A 23,258-nucleotide genomic window follows, 5' to 3' on the forward strand; every position below is an offset into this window, starting at 1 on the left:
CTCTCCCGGAGGAACGTCCGTGACCCAGGTCCCGCCGAGCAGCAGCACCTACACCTGCTACCGCCACCCCGATCGCCAGAGCTTCGTGCGCTGCCAGCGGTGCGGTCGCACGATCTGCGGCGAGTGCCAGACCCCGGCCCCGGTCGGTGTCATCTGCCCGGACGACATGGCGCAGCAGCGCAGCGAGGCCCCGCGCGTCCGCGGACCGCTCGTGTCGCGGGTCCGGGCGATGACACGGGCCGACCAGCCGACCGTCACCTACGCGATCATCGCGCTCTGCGTCCTGGTCTGGATCCTCGAGGTGCTCCCCTTCATCGGGAACACCGTGCTCAACGCGATCGCCTACTTCCCCGCGTACACGCTGCCCGGCTTCGGTGCGGGCTTCGAGCCCTGGCGGATGATCACGTCGATCTTCGCGCACAGCACGTCCCTCTTCTTCGTGGTGCCCTTCCACCTCCTGCTGAACATGTACACGCTGTGGGTCTTCGGCATGGCGCTCGAGCGGATGCTCGGCCGCGGGCGCTACCTGACGCTGTTCCTCCTCAGCGGCTTCGCCGGCTCGGTCGGCGTCCTGCTCCTCTCCAGCCCGCTGACGCCGGTGATCGGTGCCTCGGGCGCCATCTTCGGGCTGATGGGCGCGTACCTCGTGATCCTTCGCCACCTCGGCGGGCAGGCCTCGCAGCTGCTGGTGCTGGTCGGGCTCAACCTCGTGATCGGCTTCCTGCCGGGGATGAACGTCGCCTGGCAGGCGCACGTCGGCGGCCTGGTCGCCGGTGCTCTCATCGGGCTGGTCTTCACCCGGACGCGGCAGCGCTCGCAGCGACGCACCCAGAACCTTCTCGTCGGGCTGATCGGCGTCGGCCTCGTGGCGATCACCGTCGGGGCGTACGTCCTGGCCTGAGGCCCCGCGGCACGGGCCGGGAGCCTGTCCACAGGGCGTTCTCCACTGTCCACAGCAGCTGTCCACAGCTGGGGACGAAGTTATCCACAGAGTTGTTAACACTGGGGAGAACTACGCAGTTGTCATTCGGAGCGGCCGGTGAGACGGCCTCCGGATCGGCGATCCCGCCCCGTCCCGCCGCCGATGCGCGCCCGATCACGCTCCGCATCCGCGGACTGGCGCGGGGTCCGAAGTTGTCCACAGGAGTTTCAACACCTGGGGATAATTACACGCGTGTAGTTCGCCGTCGAGGGGCGGAGACGACCGTGGCGTCGAGGTCCTCGTCGAGGAGGATCGACGGGTAGAATCCCACGTCCGCGAAGAGTGCCGCCGTCCGCTCCGCCTGCTCTCTGCTCGTCTCGATCGCGACCGCGCCGTCCTCAGTCAGCCAGGGTAGGACCTCCGCCGCGATCCGGCGGTGCAGCGCGAGGCCGTCGCCCCCGCCGTCGAGGGTGGACGCCGGCTCATGCAGGCGCGCCTCCGGCGGCATCAGGGCGATCGCGGCGGTCGGCACGTAGGGCGCATTGACCACGACGAGGTCGATCCGACCCCGGAGATCCTCGGGGAGGGCGGCGAACAGGTCGCCTCGGTGGACCGTCGCGAGTCCCGCCAGGGTTCGCCGGGCGCACGCGACCGCGGCGGGGGAGAGGTCGGCCGCGTGGAGGGTGAGGCCGTCGCGCTCCTCGAGAAGGGCTCGCCCGATCGCTCCGACACCGCAGCAGAGGTCGAGGACGGTCGCGGGCCCCCGCCCATCCAGCAGCGCGAGCGCCGCGTCGACGACGGCCTCGGTGCGCCGTCGGGGGACGAAGACGCCGGGCGAGACCGGGATGCGCAGCCCGCGGAAGGCGACCCAGCCGAGGATCTGCTCGAGCGGCTCCCCGGCCTCACGGCGACGCAGGAGCGCGTCGAGGCGGTCGGAGCCGGCCGCCGCCTCGTGCAGGAGCTCCGCCTCCTCCTCCGCGAAGACGCAGCCCGCCGCACGCAGGCGCGCGACCGACGATGCGAGGGCCGGCGGGAGACCCGATCCCGGGGACGACGAACGCCCCGTCGGCGGACCGGACGGGGCGTCGTTCATGCGGGCGTGATCAGCGCCAGCGCGTCGTCATGAGGAAGCCGATGAAGGCGATTCCGAAGCCGATGAGGATGTTGGCGTTGCCGAGATCCGGCACGGGGAGCGTGCCCTGGCTCACGTAGAAGACGATGATCCACGCGAGGCCCAGCAGCATGAACCCGAACATGACGGGCTTGAACCACACCGGATTGGGTGCATCCTCACCGGTCCGGGCCTCGTCGCGCTCGGGCTTCGGGCTCTTCGTCGCTCGTGCCATGCCTTCCACTGTACCGGGAGACGGCCGCCGACCGGGAGCGCGAGGCCGGGGGGATGCCGTGCAGGCGCGCAGGAGCGGCTGTGCGGAACGCGCCAGGGGCCGCGGAGCCCGTCGGACGGGCGCGCCCCGCGCCTAGACTCGTCGCATGAGTGCCCCGTCGCCCGCCGCCGCCCCGCTGCGACCGCGCGACCGACGAGAGCGCACACGGCGACCGCGCCGCCGCCTGACGTTCTTCGGCGTCCTCGGCGAGCTGCTCATGACCGCCGGAGCGCTCGTCCTGCTCTATCTGGGCTGGCAGCTCTGGTGGAACGACGCGGTGATCGCCGGCCAGCAGACCTCCGAGGCCGCGGAGCTCCGGCAGAGCTGGGGTGACGCCGCCCCCGCGCCGGAGCCCTCGACGGCGCCGAGCGAGACCCCCGCCGGCTTCGGCGATCCGGTGATCGCTCCGGTGGCGGCACTCGACACCTCCTTCGGCAACCTCTACATCCCGCGCTACGGCGAGGGCTGGGTCCGCACCATCGCGGAGGGCGTGGACGCCGAGAACGTCCTCGACGAGGGCAGCATCGGTCACTACCCGGGCACGCAGATGCCGGGCGAGGCGGGGAACTTCGCCCTCGCGGCGCACCGCAGCGCCTACGGCGGCGGCATGCACCTGATCGACCAGCTCCAGCTCGGCGACGCGATCTACATCGAGACGGCGGACGGCTGGTACACCTACCGGTTCCGGAACCTCGAGTACGTGCAGCCCTCGGAGATCCAGGTCATCGACCCCGTCCCGTGGACGACGGGAGTGACGCCGACCGACCGGCTGATCACCCTCACGAGCTGCAACCCTCTGCTGTCCACCGCCGAGCGGATCATCGCCTACGGCGTCTTCGAGTCCTGGCAGCCGCGCTCCGCGGGTGCGCCGGCCGAGATCGCCGCCTCTCTCGCGCAGGAGGGCTGACCGTGTACGCGGCACTCTGGCGGGTCCTGCCCGGACCCTGGTGGCTCCGGCTGCTCCTCGTGATCGTCCTCGTGGTGGCGGTGCTCGCCGCGCTCGCCGAGTGGGTCTTCCCCTGGGTGCAGTCGCTCGTGCTCGATCAGAACGTCACCGTCGGGACGTGAGCCGGCCCCCGAGGCGGTCGGCGCGATGACGCGGGTCCTGGTCGTCGACAACTACGACAGCTTCGTCTTCACACTCGTCGCCTACCTGCGCGAGGCGGGGGCGGAGGTCGACGTCGTCGAGGGAGCGGAGCTGTCTCCGCGCGACGCGATCGACCGCGCGGCAGGGAGCGACGGGATCGTGCTGTCGCCAGGGCCGGGCCGACCGGAGGACGTCCCCACGTCGGTGGCGCTCGCGCGGCACGCCCTGGCCGAGGCGCAGCCGCTCCTCGGGGTCTGCCTCGGGCACCAGGTGCTCGCGCACGCCCTCGGTGCGCGCGTCCGCGAAGCTCCGGAGCTGATGCACGGCCGGACCTCGGCGGTCGTGCACGACGGCGACCCGCTGTTCTCCGGGATCCCCTCGGGATTCACGGCGATGCGCTACCACTCGCTCGCCGTCCAGCGCTCGACACTGCCTGCGGAGCTCGCCGTCATCGCGGGGACCGCCGAAGGGGTCGTGATGGCGCTGCGCCATCGGACCGCCCCCGCGGTCGGCGTCCAGTTCCACCCCGAGTCCGTCCTCACCGAGGGCGGTCGTCGGCTGATCTCGAACTGGCTCCTCGAGACGGAGCTGCCCCGTCCGACCCGATAGGCGCGGGAGCGGAATGCGGAGCCCGGTCGTTCCGAACGCTCGGCGCACCGCTTATCGGACCGGGTGATCAGGCCCATTCACCGCTTATCGACGCCCCATTCACCCCTCCCGGTCCGAGAGATCACCTGTGCGGGTCACCCCCTGATGGGGGGCTGAGATGAGCGTCAGAAGGGGTGCGATCCGCGCCATCGACGCGCTATGAGAGCGCGCACTCTTTTGGAGATCGGCGCCACGACAAGGAAGTGCCGCTCGCGGGCCTTCGCGATCCCCCCGAGCGGGTGGCGTGATTTGACGGAGCACTGGCGGATGATGCGAGGGGCATGACGGGCATAATCGGAGGGCGCCGGTTAGGGGACCGGTGCCGTCGAGAAGAGAATTCCGAGGCATCACATGGTGGAATCGATTTCTTGGGCTTATTCCGGAATTCGCGAGCTCGAGACACTGGGCCCACGCATCGTCGTCAAGCCGGGCACTGTTCCACGCATGGCGGGCTCCGGTTTCACCGCGGCCGGCATCAGCGTCGTGCTCCTGACGACCTCGCCTCTGCGGGTCCTCCGGGGGACCTGGGGCGCCGACGACACGTCGATCCTGAGCTTCAGCTTCCTGATCGAGGGCGCGGTCCGGCTCGTCGGGCCGGACCGGACGGTGCTCCTGCGGCCCGGCTCGATCGCCTATCAGCCGGGGACGACCACCTTCACCACCGAGTCGACGATGCCCGTCACCTCCCTCCAGATCACCATCCGCGCGGACGAGATGCGCCGCTACGGCTTCGATCTCGGCTCGAACGTGTACGCGCTCGATCCGGACGCCCGGTCCACCCGGGCGGCCTTCGCCTTCACGACGGCGTTCGCGCTCGCGGCGGAGTCGGGCACGGGACTCCCGTCCGACCACGAGGTCGACGGCTTCGGTCACGTGGTCAAGCAGCTGCTCGTGAGCGCCTTCCTCGCGTCGGCCGGCTCCCAGCCCGGGGCGACGAGCGTGCGCGCGGCGACCCTCGGCCGAGCGCGGACCGTGATCGACCGGACCCACCGGACCCCGCGCTGCACCCCGGAGGCGGTCGCGGACGCGGTCAACGTGTCCACGCGCTCGCTGCAGCGGCTCTTCGAGGATGCGGGGACGACGGTGGCGAGCGAGATCGAGCGCGCCCGGGTCGCCAGCGCCGTCGAGCTGCTCCGCCGCCGCCCGCGCGAGGTGCCGCTCGAGGCCATCGCTGCGGCGTCGGGCTTCTCGTCCGCCGACCACCTCCGCCGGGCCCTGAAGCGCCGCGAGGGTCTCACCCCGAGCGACATCCGCGGGCGGGTGGGGACGCCGATGGAGGCCGGCTCGCCGGACGAGGGTGTGCTGCGGCTCGCGCCGCCGCTCGCGGACGCCGCCCGGCGCGCGTAGGACGCCCGAGTCCGGCGCCCACCGCCCGGGCCGTCCTTGCTGATCGAGTAGCCCGCGCAGCGGGCGTGTCGAGATCCACCAGCGCCGGAAGGGCGAGTCTGCGGACCTGTCCTGCTGACGACGACGGGTCTCGATACGCCCCTGCGGGGCTACTCGACCAGCATGTACGCCCCTGCGGGGCTACTCGACCAGCATGTACGCCCGTGCGGGGTTACTCGACCAGCATGGGTGCGGGCGTCTCTTCCACGGTGGGTGCCCCGCGAGATCCCCTTGTCGGGGCTGGCGGGTCTCTATGCGCCCCTCCGGGAGCGAGGGTCAGCCGGCGCAGAAGCCGAGCTCGACGGTCGAGCCCTGGGGGACGTCGCCCGGGGCGATCGACTGGGTGGTGATCGGCGGGTTGGCCCGGACGGACTCGCAGGTCTCGTCGGGAGCCTCCTCGCCGATCAGCTGGAGCTGCTCGGACGCCAGGGTCGCGAGGGCGGTGCTCAGCGTCTGGCCGACGAGGTCGGGCAGGGTCACCTGGCCCGAGGAGACGACGAGGTCGACCGGCGTCCCCGGGGCGAGTTGCTGGCCGCCGGCAGGAGTGCTGGAGAGCACCACGTCGCCCGGCACGGTGGGCGAGTTCTGGCGCGTCTGCGATCCCTCCGAGAAGCCGGCCCCGGTGAGGGCGGCGATCGCCTCCTCGAGGGTCGACCCCGCCGTCTCGGGGACGGCCACCGGCTGGGCGCCCTGAGAGACGTAGACCCGGATGACCGTCTCGGGCGCGACGATCGTGCCGGAGCCGGGATCGGTGCGGATCACCTCGCCGGCCGGGACCGTGTCGCTGAACTCCGCGAGCTGACTCGCCACCAGATCGAGCTCGGTGAGCGTCGACTGCGCGCTGTCGTAGCTGGTGCCCGTCAGCACGGGGACCTCGCGCGACTGCGAGGGCAGGGTGGTCGTCGGCTGGAGCGTGAGCACCCAGATCACCAGCGCCGCCACGATGACGGCGAGCACGACGATCGAGGACCAGATCCAGAGCACCGGCGGGCGGCGCTGGGTGCGGACGATCGAGTTGTCCTCCGCGAGCTGGCGCAGCGCGAGCTCGGAGTCGTTCATGCCGCCGCCGCTGCGTGCGGCGAAGAGAGACGTGGTCAGCTCGTCGATCGGGCGGTGGTCGGGGAGACGGCCGGCCGCGGCGTCGCGCAGGTCGTCGCGGAACTCGGCCGCTCCCTGGAAGCGCTCGTAGCGGTCCTTCGACAGCGCTCGGGCGACGACGCCGTCGAGGGCGGGCGAGACGGCGGGATTGATCGAGCTGGGCGCCGGGGGCGTCTCGCTGACGTGCTGGTAGGCGACGGCCACCGGGGTGTCCCCGCGGAAGGGAGCGCGGCCGGTGAGCAGCTCGAAGAGGACGATGCCGGCGGAGTAGAGGTCGCTGCGCGCGTCGACCTGCTCGCCCTTCGCCTGCTCCGGCGAGAAGTAGGCGGCGGTGCCGAGGATCGCGGTGGTCTGCGCCACGGTCGCGGCGGAGTCGGAGACGGCGCGGGCGATCCCGAAGTCCATCACCTTCACCTGGCCCGAGGGGGTCAGCATGATGTTGCCGGGCTTGATGTCGCGGTGGACGACCCCCGCGCGGTGGGAGTACTCGAGCGCGGTGAGGATGCCCTCGGTGATGCGGACGGCCTCGTCGACCTCGACCGGTCCCTCGGCGATGACGTCCTTCAGCAGGCGCCCCTCGATGTGCTCCATCACGATGAACGGACGGCGCGACTCCGCGCCGGTGTCGTCGAGCGAGACCTCCTCGCCGGCGTCGAAGACGCGGACGATGGTCGGGTGCGACATGCGGGACGCGGACTGCGCCTCCTGCCGGAAGCGCAGGCGGAAGGCGGAGTCGGAGGACAGCGAGAGCTTGAGCTCCTTGATCGCGACCGTGCGCCCCAGGCGGGTGTCGGTGCCGAGGTAGACCTCGGACATCCCGCCGCGACCGAGCCGGGGCCCGACCTGGTACCGTCCTGCGATCAGGCGTCCCTCATCCGTCACGCGCACGCTCCCGCCCTGTACTTCCGTGTGGCACGGCCCCCGGGGAGCCACGGCAAGTGTACCCGGGCGCCTCCCGGCAGCCCGGCGCGCGGCGCCGGGCACTCATCGCGCCGCCGGGTGAGGCCCGCGCGGACCCTTCCGAGACCGACGTCGTGCGACAGCGCCCCGCGCCACGTTCGCTCCTCCATTGACGAGGAGCCGCGGGTATCACATGGTGAGTTCGCCTCATCATGAGACGGGCTGATCGAGCGGCTCGTCGTTAGTCAGACCAACATCGATCGAAGGAGTCCCATGTCCTCGTCCTCTCGTTTCTCCGCGGATCGCCTCGCGGTCGTCGCGCTACTGCTCGTGGTCCTCACCATCGCAGTGGTGCTCGCCGTAGGAACGGAGCTGCCCGCTCCGGCGCGGATCAGCATCGCTGCCGTCTCGGGGGTGATCGCTGCAGTGGTCACTCGTGCCCTGGTTCGCCGTCAGGACAGTCGCGGCCGCTGAAAGCGAGGAGCCCGCCCTCCGGTGCCGCGGTCGCGGTCGGAGGGCGGGCTCATTCGAGCGGTAAGGGTCAGCGCTCGTCGGGGGCGTTCGAGGCCGGCGCCGACGAGGTCGGGGTGGCCGTCGCCGTCGGGGTCTGCGTCGGGGTAGGAGCCACGACGGGGACCGAGAGGGTCGGCGAGGCGGGGGACTCGGGCTCGCCGCAGAGCACCGTGTAGGTGATGTCGATCGTGCCTGCGGACCCGCCGGCCTGGATCGTCGCGGTGGTCGACGTCGACGGGTTGGTGCTCGTCACTGTCGCGCCCTCGCCGGAAACTGTCACCCGGTAACCGGTCACGGAGGTTCCGCTCGGGCACTGGTTGTAGTTGCTCCAGGTGACGTTGAACGTCTCGCCGGGCTCGACGCTCGACGCGGCGGGGGTGACCGTCGGGACGGCGGTCGGAGCGCCGGGGACGGCGACCTCGGTGTAGGTCGTGACGACGATCGTGGTGCCCTTGATCACGTTGGCGGTCGGGTTGACCTCCTCGACCGTGCCGATCTGGTCCGAGCTGGGAGCGCTGGAGCCCTCCTCGCGCTGGACGCCCATCCCGAGCTCGGTGAGCTCGGCCTCGACCTCGTCGAAGGGGCGGCCGACGTAGTCGGAGGAGTTGATGACCACGATGTTCGAGCTCGGCGTCGCCGACGGCGTCTGCGAGGGGGACGGCGCCTGCGACGGGGGCTGGCTCACCGTCGGGCTCGGCGTCGGCTCGGCCTCGGTGCCGCCGTTGCTGGTCAGCGCGAAGATCGTGCCGCCGATCACCACGGCGAGGATCACGATCAGGGCCACGAGCGGCCAGGTCCAGGGGCTGCGCTTGCGCGGCTCCTCGGCCTCGATCGTCTCGTCCAGGGCGCCCGTCGGCGGGTTCGCCGCAAAGGCGGTCGTCGCTCCGGCGCCCAGGATCGTCGTCGCCTGGGTCGTGTTGCCCGCCGCGGACGGAAGGACGGTGGTGGCCTGCGTGTTGGGCAGGTCGGCGGCGACGGCCGGCACCGCGAGGGCGGCACCGCGGACGTCGCCCGAGCGCAGGGCCTGCGCGGCGCGGGCGAGGTGCGCGGCGGTCGCCGGCCGGTCGACCGGCTTCTTCGCGATGCAGGAGTAGACCAGGTTGCGCACGGGCTCGGCGACCGTGACCGGGAGCTCCGGCGGGGTGTCGTTGATCTGGGCCATCGCGATGGCGACCTGCGACTCGCCGGTGAACGGCCGGCGGCCCGCCAGGCACTCGTACGCGACGATGCCCAGCGAGTAGATGTCCGTCGCGGGGGAGGCGGGCTGTCCGCTCGCCTGCTCCGGGGAGAGGTACTGAACGGTGCCCATGACCTGGCCGGTCGCGGTGAGCGGGACCTGGTCGGCGATGCGGGCGATGCCGAAGTCGGTGATCTTGACGCGGCCGTCGGGCGTGATCAGGAGATTGCCGGGCTTCACGTCGCGGTGCACCAGTCCGGCGGCGTGTGCTGCGTGCAGGGCCAGCGCGGTCTGCGCCACGATGTCGAGGACCTTGTCCGTCGACAGCACGCGCTCGCGCTCGAGGACCGTGGAGAGCGCCTCGCCGGGCACCAGCTCCATCACGAGGTAGGCCGAGCCGTCCTCCTCGCCGTAGTCGTAGACGTTGGCGATGCCCTCGTGGTTGACGAGCGCGGCGTGCCGGGCCTCGGCGCGGAAGCGCTCGAGGAACCCGGGGTCGCCGAGGTACTCGTCCTTGAGGATCTTGATCGCGATCGTGCGGCCGATGACGAGATCCGTCGCCTGCCACACCTCTCCCATGCCGCCGATGGCGATCCGGGACTGCAGTTCGTAGCGTCCCCCGAAGGTGAGGCCTGATGTGGGTCTCATTTGTTCAGCACCGCCTCTAGTACCTGTTGTGCGATGGGTGCGGCGATCAGGTTGCCGTACCCGGTCTGGCCGAGCCCCCCGCCGTCCTCCACGAGGACGGTGATGGCGTACTGCGGATCGTCCGCAGGAGCGAATCCGGTGAACCAGAGGGTGTACGGGTCGTCCCCGCCGTTCTCAGCGGTGCCGGTCTTACCGGCCACCGTGACGCCACCTATTGTTGCATTCGTCGCCGCGCCGCCCTGGACGCTGGCGACCATCATGGCCTTCACGGCGTCCGCCGTCTCGGTGCTCACGGCCCGGCCGAGCGACTTCTCCTCGAAGCGCTGCAGCACGCTGAGGTCCTGCGAGCGGATGACGTCCACCAGGTTCGGCTGCATCACCTCGCCGCCGTTCGCGATCGCCGCGGAGACCATCGCGATCTGCAGCGGGGTCGCCCGCACCTCGAACTGGCCGAAGGCGGTCAGCGCCGTCTGCGCGTCGTCCGTGGTCTGCGGGTAGGTGCTCGCCTCGACCGACATCGGGATCTCGAGCTCGGTGTCGAAGCCGAACTTCTCGGCCTGGGCGCGGATCGCGGCGGCGCCCAGCTCGACCCCCATCTCGGCCATCGGCACGTTGCAGGAGAGCGAGACCGCCGTGGCGAGGGTCACCGTGTCTCCGGAGCCGCAGAGACCGCCGCCGGAGTTGGTGACCTGCGAGCTCGAGCCCGGCAGGGTGTACGCCTGGACGTTCGGGAAGCTGGAGTCGGGCGTGAAGCGGCCGGACTCGAGGGCGGCCGAGGCGACGACGAGCTTGAAGACCGAGCCGGGCGGGTTGAGCGAGCCGCCGATGGCGCGGTTGATGAGGGGATCGGTCGGGTCGTCGTTCAGCGCGCGGTACGCCGCGAGGACGTCGTCGGTGTCGTGAGACGCCAGGGCGCTCGGGTCGAAGGTCGGCTTGGAGACCATCGCGAGGATGCGGCCGGTGGCCGGCTCGGTGACGACGACCGCTCCGGTGTAGTCGCCGAGGGCGTCGAACGCGGCCTGCTGCGCGACCGGGTCGATCGAGAGCTCGACCGAGGCGCCCTTGGGGTCCTGGCCGGTGACGAGGTTGTTGATCTCGTCGAAGAACTGCGAGTTCGAGGTGCCGGAGAGGTAGTCGTTCAGCGAGCGCTCGATGCCCGTCGTGCCCTGGTTCAGGGTGAAGTAGCCGGTCACGGCCGAGTAGAGCGGGCCGTTCGCGTACTGGCGCTGGAACTTGTAGATGTCGTCCGACGGCGTCGAGGAGGCGATCGGCTCCCCGCCGGCGAGGATGACGCCGCGCTCCGTCGAGAAGCTCTCGTACAGCGTCCGGGTGTTCCGGGAGTCCTCGGAGAGGGTGTCGGCCTGGAGGACCTGGATGGTGGAGGTGGACACGAAGAGGGCCACGAACATCGCCAGGACGACGAAGCTCACGCGCTTGAGTTCTCGGTTCATCGGGGAGTCACACCACCAGACGCGGCTGATTGCGCACTGTGTCGGACAGGCGGAGCAGGACGGCGACGATCATCCAGTTCGCGACGAGCGACGAGCCGCCGGCCGCGAGGAACGGCGTGGTGAGGCCGGTGAGCGGGATGACGCGGGTGACGCCGCCGATGACGATGAAGCACTGCAGGGCGATCACGAACGAGAGCCCGACGCCGAGGAGCCGGCCGAAGTCGTCCTGGCCGGCGAAGCCGATCCGGAAGCCGCGCGAGACGAGCAGGAGGTAGAGGCCGAAGATCGCGAACAGACCCGCGAGGCCGAGCTCCTCGCCCAGGCTCGCGATGATGTAGTCCGACTGCGGGACCGGGGTGATGTCGGGCATGCCCTGGCCGAGGCCGGTGCCGAGCAGGCCGCCGTGCGCGAGGCCGAACAGTCCCTGCACGAGCTGGTAGCTGCCGCCGGGGTCGGCGCCGTAGCGGTCGGAGCTGAAGGCGTCGAGCCAGTTCGCGAAGCGGTTGCCGACGTAGCCGAGGGTCTGGCTGGCGAGGATCGCGCCGCCGAGGAAGAGCCCGACGCCGATCAGCACCCAGCTGGTGCGGCCGGTCGCCACGTAGAGCATCACGAGGAACAGGCCGAAGTAGAGCAGCGCGGTGCCGAGGTCGCGCTGGAAGACGATGACGCCCATCGTCACGGCCCAGACCACGAGGATCGGGCCGAGGTCGCGCAGCCGCGGGAAGCGCATCTTCAGGAAGGTCTTGCCGACCATCGAGAGCGAGTCGCGGTTGCGGACGAGGTAGCCGGCGAAGAAGACCGCGAGCGCGATCTTGGCGATCTCGCCGGGCTGGAAGCTGAAGAAGTCGCCGATGCCGATCCAGACGCGGGCGCCGCTGACCTCCTTGCCGATGAACGGCAGGAGGGGGAGCAGGAGCAGCACGATCGCCGCGAATCCGGCCACGTAGGTGTAGCGGAAGAGGACGCGGTGGTTGCGGATCACCAGCAGGACGACGATCGCGGCGACGATCGCGAGGCCGCTCCAGATGATCTGCCGGACGGCGACCGACTCCCAGCCGGTCGCGCCGTCGGCGATGTCGATCCGGTAGATCTCGGCGACGCCGAGCCCGTTGAGGACGGTGGCGATCGGCAGGAGGAAGGGATCGGCCTCGGGCGCCGCGAAGCGCAGCACGACGTGGACGACCAGCACGAGACCGGAGAGGCCGGCGCCGAGCGAGACGAGGGTGGTGTCGACCGCGCCGAGGGCGCCGAGCTGGACCAGGACGATCGCCGACGCGTCGATCAGGCACGCGCCGATCAGCAGCAGCAGCTCGAGGTTGCGCAGGCGCTGGCGGAGGAAGCGCGGGCGCTCCCGGGTGGCGGGGGCAGTGGCGGTGGCGGTCACGGTGCTCCGTTCGCGTCCGTCAGGCGCTCGACGATGTCGACGGCGCCGGCGTAGGAGTCGGCGCTGATCGTCTGCTCGAGCTGCTCGACGTCGTAGTCGCGGAGGGAGTCGAGGGGGATCCCCGTGTCCTCCTTCACTCCGGAGAGCGAGAGCGGCCCGACCGACTGCTGGATGCCCTGATAGATGATGACGTTCTGGCCGTCGGTGCCGACGTAGAAGCGCGACTGCGTCCAGTCGTAGGCGAGCAGGACGCCGAGGAAGCCGGCGATCAGCACGAGCGAGAGGCCGACGAGCCAGGTGATCCGGCGGCGCAGGTGCCGGCGGCGGTCCTCCTCGATCAGCTCGTCGAGGTAGTCCTCGGACGCGGGCTCGAAGTGGGTCGGGCCCTGGGCGGCCGGGGCGCGGGTGTGCAGGCGGAGGCCGGGGATGCGGATCCGGTTCTGCGAGTCGTCGGTGCTGAGCGGCGTCGGCGCGGCGGCGGAGCCGACGATCACGGGCTCGGCCGTCGGCGCGAGGATCTGCGCGGTGTCGCCGGCGCCCGGGACGTCGAGGATGACGACCGTCACGTTGTCCGGTGCGCCGTGCGAGAGGCTGTCGCGGATCAGGCGGTCCGCGACCTGCTGCGCCGTCTCGTCCCGGGAGAGCTCCTTCTGGATCTCGTCGTGCGGGACGACGCCGGAGAGGCCGTCGGAGCAGATCAGCCAGCGGTCGTTCGGCTCGGTCTCGAGGGTGAGGGTGTCGATCTCGGGATTCGTGTGCACGTCGCCGAGGACCCGCATCAGGACGGAGCGGCGCGGGTGCGTCATCGCCTCCTCCTCGGTGATGCGGCCGGAGTCGACGAGGCGCTGGACGAAGGTGTGGTCGGTGGTGACCTGCTCGAGCTTGCCGTCGCGGAGCACGTAGATCCGGGAGTCGCCGATGTGCGCGATGGCGACCGACTCGCCCACGCGGACGATGGCGCTGACGGTGGTGCCCATGCCGGTGAGCTCGGGGTGGTCGACGACGGCGTCGGCCAGCATCGTGTTCGCGGCGAGGAGCGTGCGCTTGAGCTCGTCCTCGGCCTCGTAGGTGGAGGCGTAGGTGCGGTCGGCCTGCGCGATGCGCTTGATCGCGATGGAGGAGGCGACGTCGCCGCCCGCATGCCCCCCCATGCCGTCGGCCACGACGAAGAGCTGCCGGCCCGCGTAGCCGGAGTCCTGGTTGTTGGAGCGGATGCGGCCGACGTGCGAGACGGCGGCGCTCTCGCGCGTGACGCCCGTCTCCGCGGCGCTGTCGGGTGTGGCTGCCACGCGCTACGACCGCCGCAGCTCGAAGGTCGTCGTGCCGACCTTGACCGGGGTGTTCAGCGGCACCTTGGTGGGGGCGCCGACGCGACGGCCGTCGAGGAACGTGCCGTTGGTGGAGTCGAGGTCCTGGATCATCCACTCGTCGTTCCAGATCAGCAGGCGCGCGTGGTGCGTCGAGGTGTAGTCGTCGCGGATCACCAGCGCCGACTCCGAGGAGCGGCCGATCGTGAGCGGCTCGCCGTTGAGCTCGAGCTCGGTGCCGCGCTTGGGGCCCGAGGTGATGACGAGGCGCTGCGCGGTGTGCACGGTGGCGACGCCGCCGGAGTCGGTGCGCTCCTCGCGGGGGCGCCGTGCGGAGGGGGCCGACGGCTGGGGCGCGGGGGCGGGGACCGCCGCGGCGGCCACGACGGGCTGCGCGGCGGTGACGAACGGAGCGGCGTCCTGCCCGGCCGCGGGCTGCTGGCCCGCGGGCAGCTTGCGCACCCGCTGGCCGAACAGGTCGGAGCGCAGCGCGTAGACGATGCCGAACACGAAGAACCACAGCAGCGCGAGGAACGCGATGCGCAGGAGGAAGAGAGTGAGCTCGCTCATAGCCGGTCGTCCCAGAATCCCTCGGAGGAGCGCCCGGACGGACCGGACGGCGAGCGGTCGGCGCGCGCGGGTGCGGCGCCCTGGACGACGCGGAAGACGATCCGCGTGCGTCCGATCGAGATGGTCTGCCCGGGCGAGAGCGGCGCCTGGGTGACGGGCTTGCCGTCGAGCTTGGATCCGTTGGTGGAGCCGAGGTCGTGGACCTGGGCGCGGACGCCGTCCCAGAGGATCTCGACGTGCTTGCGGGAGGTGCCGGAGTCGTCGACCGTGATGTCGGCGTCGCTGCCGCGCCCGATGACCGTCCTGGACTTCGTGATCGGGTAGCGCTTGCCGTCGATCTCGAGCGCGGGCGTGGAGGCGACGACGCCCTTGACGCTGCGCGAGTCGACCTCGACCATCCCGGCGCTGAGCGACTCGTCGGCGGCGAGCGAGATGTCGATCGGGCCGGAGAAGCGGAAGCCCTGCTTCTTGGCGTGCTCGGTGGCGACCGTGGTGAGCTCGTCGATGAGCGTCGGGCCCATCCGCTCCATCCGGTCGAGGTCGGCGGCGGACATGCGCAGGGTCAGCTGGTTGGGCACGAGGATGCGGTCGCGGGTGACCACGGCCGCCGTGGTGTCGAGCTCGCGGCGGAGAGCGGAGGCGAGCTCGACCGGCTGCAGACCCGACTTGAAGGTCCGAGCGAAAGCGCCGTTGACGACGCGCTCGAGTCCCTTCTCGAAGTTGTCCAGAATGCCCACAGTCTTCCGATCTTCCGTTTCTTCGCCTCTCGGCGGTCGCGTTGGGATCGAGGTGTCTGCGCGCCCGGTCCGCTTCCGATCTCGTGTCTGCGCCGCGCACGGCTACGGGCATGTTACTGGGATGCTCTGGATACGGCCTCCCCGAGCGGGATTCGGGGTGCGGACCGCGCCGGTCCGGGCAGGCGGGCTCGGGCTCGTGGAACCGCGTCCGGCACGCGCGGATCGGCCGATCTCGCGTGCCGAGGGCCGTTTCGCGTGCCGGAGGTGGCACGTGACGGCCGAGCCGCGCGCCGCCCGGTTTCTGGTCTCGGCCGCGGGAGTGCTAGTCTTTCTCGTCGGTGCTTCGGTGCCGTTGGTGAGCGCGAGTGGCGGAATAGGCAGACGCGCACGGTTCAGGTCCGTGTGCCCGAAAGGGCGTGGGGGTTCAACTCCCCCCTCGCGCACCAGAAACACAGCCCCCGATCGGAATCCGGTCGGGGGCTGTGCTGTTCACCGGGGGCTGTGCTGTTCACCGGGGGCTGTGTCGTTCACCGGGGGCTGTGTCGCTCCCGGACTGTGATCAGGCACGGCTCGACGACGCGACGAGGGCCGGTCATCGCGCGCCGGGATCGCCTCCACCGCGGCATGAGCTTGATCCGAGATGCCGACCATGGCAGTGTGACCGGTGCGTCAAGCGTCCGCCGCACTCAGTGCGGCAAGTCCTACAGCCATCTCGTCCGCGAGGTGGCTGTAGTTGTTTCCGCGTCGATGGTTCCAGGGAGGGAATCGCTTGCTGCTCTGCTGCATCGACGAGTCCGGGGATGAAGCGGCGCTCAGGACGTCGACGGATCCGCCTGTGATCGCCGGCCTGGTCGTCGAGCATCGGATGGCGAAGTCCTTGATCTGGCGGTTCCTCCAGATCAAGAAGAAGGACAACACCAGTCTCAGTGCCGACGAGGCGAAGCTCTCGGACGTCATCCGCTTCGAGATGAAGGGGAGCGAGCTCCGGAAGGACATCCGCTCCGGGTCCAGGCGCCCGCGTCGTCGCGCCTTCGGAGTTCTCGACGATGTGCTCGAGCTGCTGGAGGAGCACCACGTGACGATCGTCGGCGATGTGAGCGTGAAGGGCGAGAAGCCTCTGCGGCGGTGGGTGTACTCGGACTCCATCGCGTGGATCACGGAGCAGTTCGAAGTCGCCTTGCGAGCTGCGGAGACACCGGGACAGGTGATCCTCGACGCCCGCACGAAGAGCAAGAACGTGCCGAGTGTTCACCGGATCACGACCAAGCGCTTCAAGTCGGGCGGAGACTCCTTCCCGCACCTGGTGGAGTCGCCGCTGTTCGGCCACAGTGATGCGCACGTCGTTCTGCAGCTCTCGGACATCGTCGTCTCCGCTCTGCTCTTCCCCATGGCCTGCGCGGGGTACTGCTCCTCCCTCCTCGACAACGTCCACATCACCCCGGAGTTCGAGGCCGTTCGCCTGCGGTACGGAGCGCGATTGAGGCTGTTGGAGCACCGCTACCTCGGACCGGCAGGTGAACGGGCTGGGGGGCGTGCGAGTGACCGATCACATGAACCGGCAGCCGACCCTGGGTCTGTACCAGGAGGTGCCTTTCTCCTACCGGGGTCGTGCATTCGCCTCCTCGTCCGCGGACACGTCGGACGATCCCGGTTCCGTCGAGACCACAGGGCGATCGGGGGAGCAGGGCGAAAGCCGATGACGGCCGTCAGGGAATGCCGACGACGCCGGGACACCGGGGGAGGGGCGCGTGTTCACCGGGCGGATGCCGCGGGCGGGCACTGTCGGCGCATGATCGCTCTCCGCGCCGACGTCGGCGGCCTCGACTCGAGGGCGCTGCCCGAGCTGCTGCGCCGACTCCGCCGGCACCGGCACGTGCAGGTGGGCGGGCGTCAGTGGATCGCGGTGCTGCCCGAGGTCGGCTCGGTGCTCCTCACAGACGGCGCCGAGCTGGTGCTCGACGTGCTGGTGGAGCGCCGCGCGCTGCTGCCGATCGTCATCGACGCCCTCGAGGCGGAGCTGCGGCGCGACGGCTTCCGCGAGCGGCTCGCCCTCCGCTGGTCGACCCCCGACGCGGTCCCGGTCCCCTTCCGCTGACGCCCGGCGCCCCCCGCGAGATGCCACTTGTGCACGCTTTTCACGGCGTGTCGCGTGCACAAGTGGCATCTCGCGAGAGGGAAGGACGGGGTCAGCGGCGGGTGAGTTCGACGACGGGGATGGTGCGGGTGGTCTTGGCCTCGTAGCCCTTGAAGCCTTCGGAGGCGTCGGTGAAGCGCTTCCAGCCGGCGTCGCGCTCGGCGCCCTCGAGGGTGCGGGCGCGGACGGGGACGGTGCCGTCGTCGGGGGTCTCGATCACGGTGTCGGGGTTCGCCTCGAGGTTGTGGAACCAGGCCGGGTGCTTCGGGGCGCCGGCGGCGGAGGCGGCGATCAGCCAGACGTCGTCGGAGGGGTGCAGGCCCATCAGCGGGGCGATGCGCTCCTCGCCGGATCGCGCGCCGGTGTGGTGCACGAGGACGAGGCTGCGGCCGAAGCCCGCGGTCGTCACCGTCCCGCCGTTCGCGCGGAACTCCGCGATGATCTGCTCGTTGAAGTCGGCCATGCTCGTGCTCCTCGACGTCGGTTTCAGGCGCGGGCGCCGAGGGCGTCCGTCCGCGAGCCAGGGCCGGACGCGGGAGGCGGCTCCGAGCCGCCGACCGCCGCCGCGGGATCCGCGAGCGCGCGACGCCAGGGTAGCTCCGCGGCCCCCACCAGCTCCAGCCTCGAGCGCAGGGCCGCGCGCTCGATCCGGACGCCGCGGGCGAGGTCGCTGAGGGCGCGCGCCGAGACGCGGGCCGCCAGGCGCTCGCGGTCGACGGTGAGCAGCGAGCCGAGGAAGCCGCCGAGGACGACCGCGGTCGGGTTGAAGAGGTTGATGTAGGTCGAGAGGCCCTCGGCGAGCAGGTCGACCTGGCGGGCCACCTCGCCGAGGACGGCGGGGTCGCGGGAGGTGCCGAGCGCGATGTCGAGCTCGTCCTGATCGAGGACGCGGGCGCCGAGCACGTCGAGGAGGGAGCGCATCCGGACCTCCGCCTCGAGGCAGCCGTGCCGCCCGCAGCCGCAGAGGCGGCCGTTCGCGGCGACGAGGGTGTGGCCGAGCTCGGCGGCGAACCCCGAGGAGCCCTGCAGCGGGACGCCGCCGATGATCACGCCGCCGCCGATGCCGCTGGCGCCGCCGGTCACGTAGACGACGTCGGCGACGCCCCGTGCGGCTCCGAACAGCGACTCGCCGATCGCGCCGAGCGTGGCGTCGTTGCCGACCGAGACGGGGAGGTCGAGCGCGCGGCTGAGCTGCGACGCGAGGTCGACGTCGCGCCAGCCCAGGTGCGGCGCGCGGTGCACGAAGCCCGAGTCGGCCTGCACGAGGCCCGGCACGGCGACGCCGGCGCCGAGGAGGACGCGATGGGTCTCCCGCTCGGCGCGGAAGCCGGCCACGATGCCGCTGACCACGCGGACGACGGTCGACGGGCTCGCCGGCTTCGGGGTGTCGAAGCGGACGCGGCGGAGGAGGTCCCCGTGCAGGCCGACCAGGCCGACGATGATCGCGTCGGTGTCGAGGTGGACGCCGACCATCGCGAAGGTGAGGCCGGGGACGACGGTCGCGCTCGGGCGGCCGATGCGGCCGTCGGAGGCGGTGGTCTCCTCCTCCACCCAGCCGAGCTCGCTCAGCTCGCCGACGAGGTTGGCGACCGCCGAGCGGTTCAGGCCGGTCAGGCGGCCCAGCTCGGCGCGGCTGATCGGTCCGGAGCGGTGCACCAGGGTCGCGATGGCGGCGAGGTTGTGCCGACGGAGCAGAGCGTTGCTCGATGCTCCGACTGCTCCTGCCATGCTGCTCAGCCTCTCGTCGGCGCGATGGGGCACCGGTCCGGGGATGCGCTCGGGCGCGGGCCCTCCGTGGAGAGAGCACGCGCCCGAGCACGGTGCAGGGAGGAGAGAAGGCTAGCGCCCGCCCGCCCTCCTCTTGTTGAAGATGTCGAACGCGACGGCCAGCAGGAGCACGAAGCCCTTGATCGCCATCTGCCACGCGGCGTCGACGGAGAGGATCGACAGGCCCATGTTGAGCACGCCCATCACCAGACCGCCGATGACCGCGCCGACCACCGTGCCGACGCCGCCCTGGACGGCCGCGCCGCCGATGAAGACCGCGGCGATCGCGTCGAGCTCGTAGTTCTGACCGGCGGAGGCGACGGCGCCGCCCGCGCGTGCCGTGCTGACGATGCCGGCGACACCGGCCAGCGCGCCCATGTTCACGAAGATGAAGAAGTTGACCCACTTCGTCTTCACGCCCGACATCATCGCGGCGAACAGGTTGCCGCCCATCGCGTAGATGTGGCGGCCGAAGACCGTCCGCCCGAGCACGAAGCTGTAGGCGAGGATCAGCACCGCGAGCACGATCAGGATGATCGGCGTGCCGCTGTAGCCCGCGAGCAGCCAGGCGAGGGCCATGATCGCGACGACCGCGACGACGGCCTTCACATAGAAGGACGCGATCGGCTCGCGCGGGAGCTCGAGACGGCGCAGCGTGGCGCGGGTGCGCACCTGCTGCACGACGAGGGCGACGCAGACGAGCAGCCCCAGCACCAGGGTGAGCGCGTCGCGGCCGGCGATGCCGCCGAGGACGCCCGGCAGCCAGCCCGCGCCGATCGCGGTGAACTCGGTGGGCAGGCCGTTGATCGTGCCGCCGGTGAGCAGGACCAGGGTGAAGCCGCGGAAGATCAGCATGCCCGCGAGGGTCACGATGAACGCCGGTATGCCGACGAACGCGACCCAGAAGCCCTGCCAGGCGCCGACGGCGGCACCGGTGACCAGGGCGACGATCACGGCGGCCCACCAGGGCAGGCCCCAGTTGTTCATCGCGATCGCGGAGATGGCGCCGACCATCGCGACGACCGAGCCGACCGAGAGGTCGATGTGGCCGGCGATGATCACCATCACCATGCCGATCGCGAGGATCAGCACGTAGGCGTTCTGCTGGATCAGGTTGTTGACGTTGCCCGGCAGCAGCAGCCGGCCGTTCGTCAGGACCTGGAAGAGCAGGATGATGATCGCGAGGGCGGCGAGGATGCCGTACTGGCGGAGGTTGATGTTCAGTCGGCGCGCCCGCTTGGGCGGCGTCGACGGCGTGCTCGCCGGCGTTCCGCTCGGGGCTGTCGTGGTCGTGGCGCTCATCGGGCCTGTTCCTTTCCGGCGGTCATGTAGTGCATGAGGTGCTCCTGGGTGGCGTCGGCACGGTCGATCTCGCCCGTGATGCGCCCCTCGGAGATGGTGTAGATCCGGTCGGCCAGCCCGATCAGCTCGGGCAGCTCGGACGAGATGACGACGACCGCCTTGCCCTGGGCCGCGAGCTCGTTGATGATGCCGTAGATCTCGTACTTGGCTCCCACGTCGATGCCGCGGGTGGGCTCGTCGAGGATCAGCACGTCCGGGCCCGAGAAGATCCACTTCGAGAGGACGACCTTCTGCTGGTTGCCGCCCGAGAGCTTGCCGGTGACGGCGGAGACGCTCGGGGCCTTGATGTTCATCTTCGAGCGGTACGAGTCGGCGACCTTGTACTCGCGGTGCTTGTCGATCACGCCGAGGCGGGCGAGCCGCGAGAGCGCGGCGGCCGACACGTTGACGGTGATGTCGCCGATGAGGTTGAGGCCGTAGCGCTTGCGGTCCTCGGTCGCGTAGGCGAGGCCGTTGCGGATCGCCTCCTCGACGGTGCGCGTCTGGATCTCCTTGCCGTCCTTGAAGACGCGGCCCGAGATGCCGGTGCCGTAGCTGCGGCCGAAGATGCTCATCGCGAGCTCGGTGCGCCCGGCGCCCATCAGCCCCGCGAAGCCGACGATCTCGCCGGCCCGCACGGTGAAGGAGGCGTCCTCGACGACCACGCGATTGATGTCGACCGGGTGGTGGACCGTCCAGTTCTCGACGCGGAGCTTCTCCTCGCCGATCTGCGGATCGCGCGGCGGGAACATGCTGTTGAGGTCGCGGCCGACCATCGCGCGGATGATCCGGCTCTCCGAGGCGTCCTCGCCGGCCATCGCGAAGCTCTCGATGGTGCGGCCGTCGCGGATGATCGTCACGGTGTCCGCGATGGCGCGGATCTCCTTCAGCTTGTGGCTGATGATGATGCAGGTGATGCCCTGGCGGCGCAGCTGGTCGATCAGGCCGAGCAGGTGGTCGCTGTCCTCGTCGTTGAGCGCGGCGGTGGGCTCGTCGAGGATGAGGAGCTTCACCTCCTTCGCGAGGGCCTTGGCGATCTCGACGAGCTGCTGCTTGCCGACGCCCAGTTCGAGGATCTTCGTCGCCGGGCTCTCGGCGAGGCCGACCCGGGCGAGCAGCTTGGCCGCCTCCGCGTTCGTGGCGTTCCAGTTGATGACGCCGCGGGTGGACTTCTCGTTGCCGAGGAAGATGTTCTCGGCGATCGAGAGGTAGGGGCTCAGCGCGAGCTCCTGGTGGATGATGACGACGCCGTCGGCCTCGCTGTCGTTGATCGAGCGGTACTGCGCCTGGCGGCCCTCGAACTCGATCGAGCCCTCGAAGCTGCCGACGGGGTAGACGCCCGAGAGGACCTTCATGAGCGTCGACTTGCCGGCGCCGTTCTCGCCGCAGATGGCGTGGACCTCGCCCGGCTGGACCGAGAGCGAGACGCCGTCGAGGGCGCGGACACCGCCGCCGAACTCCTTGACGATGTCGCGCATGATGAGGATGGGACTGGCCAACAGGGCCTCACTTCGTTGTGCAGAGGATGGGCTTCGAGGGGAAGAAGGGGGAGAAGGGCGGGGTGGGGGAGGATCACTCCTCCCCTGCCCCGCCCGACCGATCAGAGTCCGACGTCGCCGGCCGTGAGGAAGCCGGAGTCGACGAGGACCGACTGCACGTCGTCCTTGACGACGACCTGCGGCTCGAGGAGGTAGGACGGGACGACCTTCTCGCCGTTGTCGTACGTCTCGGTGTCGTTGACCTCGGGCTCCTCGCCCGCGACGATCGACTGCACCATCTGGAAGACGCGGTCGCCGAGGGTGCGGGTGTCCTTCCAGACCGTCATCGACTGCTCGTCGGCGAGGATCGCCTTGACGTTGGCCTTGTCGGCGTCCTGCCCGGTGATGATCGGGTAGTCGGCGCCGGGCGCGTAGCCGGCGGACTTCAGCGAGGCCTCGATGCCGATCGCCAGGCTGTCGTTGGGGGAGAGCACCACGTCGACCTTCTGGTCACCGGTGTAGAAGGAGGAGAGGCGGTTGTCCATCTCGGACTGCGCCTTGTCCGAGGCCCAGCCCTGGATGCCGATCGAGGCCCAGTCGTCGTCCGAGGCGGGCGACTTGCCGGACGGCACGACGAGCTTGCCACTCTCGATGTAGGGCTGCAGGACGTCCCAGGCGCCGGAGAAGAAGAACTTGGCGTTGTTGTCGTCGGGGCTGCCGGCGAAGGGCTCGAGGGTGAAGGGACCCGCGGCGTTGGCGAGGTCGAGGGTCGACTCGATGTACTGGCCCTGGAGCTGGCCGACCTTGTAGTTGTCGAACGTCGCGTAGTAGTCGACGTCGGCGGTGCCGTTGATCAGGCGGTCGTACGCGATGACGGTCGCGTTCTGCTTCTTCGCCTCGGCGAGGACGGGGGCGAGCGCCTCGCCGTCGATGGCCGCGACGACCAGGATCTTCGAGCCGCCGGCGATCTGGTTCTGGATCTGCGAGATCTGCTGGTCGGTCTTGTTGTCGGCGTACTGCAGGTCGACGGTGCAGCCGTCGCCCTCGAGCTGGGACTGGAGGCCCTCGCCGTCGTTGATCCAGCGCTCGAGGCTGCGGGTGGGCATCGAGATGCCGACGGTGCAGTCGCCTTCGGCGCCCGCGCCGGCAGCGGCGCCGCCCGAGTTGGCGGGGCTGGCGGAACAGGCCGCGAGGCCGAGGGAGATGATGCCGGCGGCGGCCAGCGTGGTGATGCTGCGGGAGATCTTCATGGAGTGCATTCCTCTCTGAAAGCAGTGTCCGAGGATGAGGACGGCGCGAGAGCGTGCAGGTGGGAGCACGTCGTC

At 70.7% G+C, this 23,258-nt stretch carries 21 protein-coding genes and 1 tRNA gene; 8 read left to right on the plus strand and 14 right to left on the minus strand.

Going from position 1 to position 23,258, the window contains the following annotated elements:
* Positions 1–19 precede the first annotated feature (19 nt).
* On the plus strand, positions 20–901 hold the full coding sequence (locus EDF35_RS06930) for a rhomboid family intramembrane serine protease (protein WP_123447249.1): 882 nt from the start codon (positions 20–22) through the stop codon (positions 899–901).
* A 265-nt stretch (positions 902–1,166) separates the two neighbouring features.
* Here the strand turns inward: EDF35_RS06930 and EDF35_RS06935 are convergent, their stop codons facing one another.
* Positions 1,167–2,015, minus strand: a complete 849-nt coding sequence (locus EDF35_RS06935) for a putative protein N(5)-glutamine methyltransferase (RefSeq protein WP_133961343.1) — start codon at positions 2,013–2,015, stop codon at positions 1,167–1,169.
* 10 nt (positions 2,016–2,025) lie between these two features.
* Complete coding sequence (locus EDF35_RS06940; protein ID WP_123447247.1) at positions 2,026–2,268, minus strand: cell division protein CrgA; 243 nt, start codon at positions 2,266–2,268, stop codon at positions 2,026–2,028.
* Positions 2,269–2,413: 145 nt separating this feature from the next.
* Here EDF35_RS06940 and EDF35_RS06945 point away from each other — a divergent pair, with 145 nt between their 5' ends.
* The 4 genes from EDF35_RS06945 to EDF35_RS06955 all read left to right on the plus strand — a co-directional run bounded on the left by EDF35_RS06945 (position 2,414) and on the right by EDF35_RS06955 (position 5,389).
* Positions 2,414–3,214, plus strand: a complete 801-nt coding sequence (locus EDF35_RS06945) for a class E sortase (protein WP_123731433.1) — start codon at positions 2,414–2,416, stop codon at positions 3,212–3,214.
* Between the two features lie 2 nt (positions 3,215–3,216).
* Complete coding sequence (locus EDF35_RS20730) at positions 3,217–3,375, plus strand: hypothetical protein (protein ID WP_164874570.1); 159 nt, start codon at positions 3,217–3,219, stop codon at positions 3,373–3,375.
* Between the two features lie 25 nt (positions 3,376–3,400).
* A complete protein-coding gene (locus tag EDF35_RS06950; protein ID WP_123731432.1) occupies positions 3,401–4,003 on the plus strand; it encodes an aminodeoxychorismate/anthranilate synthase component II in 603 nt (200 codons plus the stop codon).
* A gap of 483 nt (positions 4,004–4,486) precedes the next feature.
* Positions 4,487–5,389 carry a helix-turn-helix domain-containing protein gene (locus EDF35_RS06955; protein ID WP_123706106.1) on the plus strand — a complete coding sequence of 301 codons (903 nt, stop codon included), beginning with the start codon at positions 4,487–4,489 and terminating at the stop codon, positions 5,387–5,389.
* Between the two features lie 315 nt (positions 5,390–5,704).
* Here EDF35_RS06955 and pknB read toward each other — a convergent pair whose 3' ends face one another.
* Positions 5,705–7,408, minus strand: a complete 1,704-nt coding sequence (pknB, locus tag EDF35_RS06960) for a Stk1 family PASTA domain-containing Ser/Thr kinase (protein WP_123447243.1) — start codon at positions 7,406–7,408, stop codon at positions 5,705–5,707.
* Between the two features lie 291 nt (positions 7,409–7,699).
* Here pknB and EDF35_RS06965 point away from each other — a divergent pair, with 291 nt between their 5' ends.
* Positions 7,700–7,900, plus strand: a complete 201-nt coding sequence (locus EDF35_RS06965; RefSeq protein WP_133961345.1) for a hypothetical protein — start codon at positions 7,700–7,702, stop codon at positions 7,898–7,900.
* A gap of 67 nt (positions 7,901–7,967) precedes the next feature.
* On the opposite strand, the gene EDF35_RS06970 is transcribed toward EDF35_RS06965, so the two are convergent.
* The 6 genes from EDF35_RS06970 to EDF35_RS06995 are packed head-to-tail and all read right to left on the minus strand — an operon-like array spanning position 7,968 to position 15,213.
* Positions 7,968–9,764 carry a protein kinase gene (locus EDF35_RS06970; RefSeq protein WP_133961347.1) on the minus strand — a complete coding sequence of 599 codons (1,797 nt, stop codon included), beginning with the start codon at positions 9,762–9,764 and terminating at the stop codon, positions 7,968–7,970.
* Positions 9,761–11,215, minus strand: coding sequence for a penicillin-binding protein 2 (locus EDF35_RS06975; protein ID WP_133961349.1), 1,455 nt, complete (start codon positions 11,213–11,215; stop codon positions 9,761–9,763). Before EDF35_RS06975 ends, EDF35_RS06970 begins: the two co-directional genes overlap by 4 nt.
* A 7-nt stretch (positions 11,216–11,222) precedes the next feature.
* Positions 11,223–12,599 (minus strand): FtsW/RodA/SpoVE family cell cycle protein, encoded by a 1,377-nt coding sequence (locus EDF35_RS06980; protein ID WP_133961351.1) that lies wholly within the window; start codon positions 12,597–12,599, stop codon positions 11,223–11,225.
* Entirely contained in the window at positions 12,596–13,888 is a 1,293-nt protein-coding gene (locus EDF35_RS06985) for a Stp1/IreP family PP2C-type Ser/Thr phosphatase (RefSeq protein ID WP_123447238.1), read from the minus strand. The genes EDF35_RS06980 and EDF35_RS06985 overlap by 4 nt, the downstream gene beginning before the upstream one ends.
* 3 nt (positions 13,889–13,891) lie before the next feature.
* Positions 13,892–14,476, minus strand: coding sequence for an FHA domain-containing protein (locus EDF35_RS06990; protein WP_123706102.1), 585 nt, complete (start codon positions 14,474–14,476; stop codon positions 13,892–13,894).
* Positions 14,473–15,213, minus strand: a complete 741-nt coding sequence (locus EDF35_RS06995; protein WP_123447236.1) for a DUF3662 and FHA domain-containing protein — start codon at positions 15,211–15,213, stop codon at positions 14,473–14,475. Before EDF35_RS06995 ends, EDF35_RS06990 begins: the two co-directional genes overlap by 4 nt.
* Positions 15,214–15,572: 359 nt before the next feature.
* Between EDF35_RS06995 and EDF35_RS07000 the strand changes: the two genes are divergently transcribed.
* Together EDF35_RS07000 and EDF35_RS07005 are read left to right on the plus strand one after the other, a co-directional pair.
* Positions 15,573–15,659 (plus strand) — tRNA-Leu (locus EDF35_RS07000).
* A 323-nt stretch (positions 15,660–15,982) separates the two neighbouring features.
* Entirely contained in the window at positions 15,983–17,308 is a 1,326-nt protein-coding gene (locus EDF35_RS07005; protein WP_279587519.1) for a DUF3800 domain-containing protein, read from the plus strand.
* A gap of 91 nt (positions 17,309–17,399) precedes the next feature.
* Here EDF35_RS07005 and EDF35_RS07010 read toward each other — a convergent pair whose 3' ends face one another.
* The 5 genes from EDF35_RS07010 to chvE form a co-directional block, all read right to left on the minus strand.
* Positions 17,400–17,810: a nitroreductase/quinone reductase family protein gene (locus EDF35_RS07010; RefSeq protein WP_123731420.1), complete on the minus strand. Its 411-nt coding sequence runs from the start codon at positions 17,808–17,810 to the stop codon at positions 17,400–17,402.
* Between the two features lie 23 nt (positions 17,811–17,833).
* Positions 17,834–19,075, minus strand: coding sequence for an ROK family transcriptional regulator (locus EDF35_RS07015; protein WP_123447232.1), 1,242 nt, complete (start codon positions 19,073–19,075; stop codon positions 17,834–17,836).
* A 111-nt stretch (positions 19,076–19,186) separates the two neighbouring features.
* On the minus strand, positions 19,187–20,416 hold the full coding sequence (gene mmsB, locus EDF35_RS07020; protein ID WP_123447231.1) for a multiple monosaccharide ABC transporter permease: 1,230 nt from the start codon (positions 20,414–20,416) through the stop codon (positions 19,187–19,189).
* Complete coding sequence (mmsA, locus tag EDF35_RS07025) at positions 20,413–21,933, minus strand: multiple monosaccharide ABC transporter ATP-binding protein (RefSeq protein ID WP_123447230.1); 1,521 nt, start codon at positions 21,931–21,933, stop codon at positions 20,413–20,415. Before mmsA ends, mmsB begins: the two co-directional genes overlap by 4 nt.
* 122 nt (positions 21,934–22,055) lie before the next feature.
* On the minus strand, positions 22,056–23,192 hold the full coding sequence (gene chvE, locus EDF35_RS07030; protein ID WP_133961355.1) for a multiple monosaccharide ABC transporter substrate-binding protein: 1,137 nt from the start codon (positions 23,190–23,192) through the stop codon (positions 22,056–22,058).
* Positions 23,193–23,258: the final 66 nt, after the last annotated feature.

The organism is Rathayibacter sp. PhB151 (assembly GCF_004366415.1).
In the GTDB taxonomy this organism is placed as follows: domain Bacteria; phylum Actinomycetota; class Actinomycetes; order Actinomycetales; family Microbacteriaceae; genus Rathayibacter; species Rathayibacter festucae.

What these genes read in the sequence shown, in the direction of transcription:
- EDF35_RS06955 (WP_123706106.1), top strand. Translation starts at nt 4,487, where the DNA reads ATGGCGGGCTCCGGTTTCACCGCGGCCGGCATCAGCGTCGTGCTCCTG.
- EDF35_RS06940 (WP_123447247.1), bottom strand. Translation starts at nt 2,268, where the DNA reads ATGGCACGAGCGACGAAGAGCCCGAAGCCCGAGCGCGACGAGGCCCGG.
- EDF35_RS06950 (WP_123731432.1), top strand. Translation starts at nt 3,401, where the DNA reads ATGACGCGGGTCCTGGTCGTCGACAACTACGACAGCTTCGTCTTCACA.
- mmsB (WP_123447231.1), bottom strand. Translation starts at nt 20,416, where the DNA reads ATGAGCGCCACGACCACGACAGCCCCGAGCGGAACGCCGGCGAGCACG.
- EDF35_RS06935 (WP_133961343.1), bottom strand. Translation starts at nt 2,015, where the DNA reads ATGAACGACGCCCCGTCCGGTCCGCCGACGGGGCGTTCGTCGTCCCCG.
- EDF35_RS06975 (WP_133961349.1), bottom strand. Translation starts at nt 11,215, where the DNA reads ATGAACCGAGAACTCAAGCGCGTGAGCTTCGTCGTCCTGGCGATGTTC.
- EDF35_RS06965 (WP_133961345.1), top strand. Translation starts at nt 7,700, where the DNA reads ATGTCCTCGTCCTCTCGTTTCTCCGCGGATCGCCTCGCGGTCGTCGCG.
- EDF35_RS07015 (WP_123447232.1), bottom strand. Translation starts at nt 19,075, where the DNA reads ATGGCAGGAGCAGTCGGAGCATCGAGCAACGCTCTGCTCCGTCGGCAC.
- EDF35_RS06990 (WP_123706102.1), bottom strand. Translation starts at nt 14,476, where the DNA reads ATGAGCGAGCTCACTCTCTTCCTCCTGCGCATCGCGTTCCTCGCGCTG.
- chvE (WP_133961355.1), bottom strand. Translation starts at nt 23,192, where the DNA reads ATGCACTCCATGAAGATCTCCCGCAGCATCACCACGCTGGCCGCCGCC.
- mmsA (WP_123447230.1), bottom strand. Translation starts at nt 21,933, where the DNA reads ATGCGCGACATCGTCAAGGAGTTCGGCGGCGGTGTCCGCGCCCTCGAC.
- EDF35_RS06945 (WP_123731433.1), top strand. Translation starts at nt 2,414, where the DNA reads ATGAGTGCCCCGTCGCCCGCCGCCGCCCCGCTGCGACCGCGCGACCGA.
- EDF35_RS06970 (WP_133961347.1), bottom strand. Translation starts at nt 9,764, where the DNA reads ATGAGACCCACATCAGGCCTCACCTTCGGGGGACGCTACGAACTGCAG.
- EDF35_RS07010 (WP_123731420.1), bottom strand. Translation starts at nt 17,810, where the DNA reads ATGGCCGACTTCAACGAGCAGATCATCGCGGAGTTCCGCGCGAACGGC.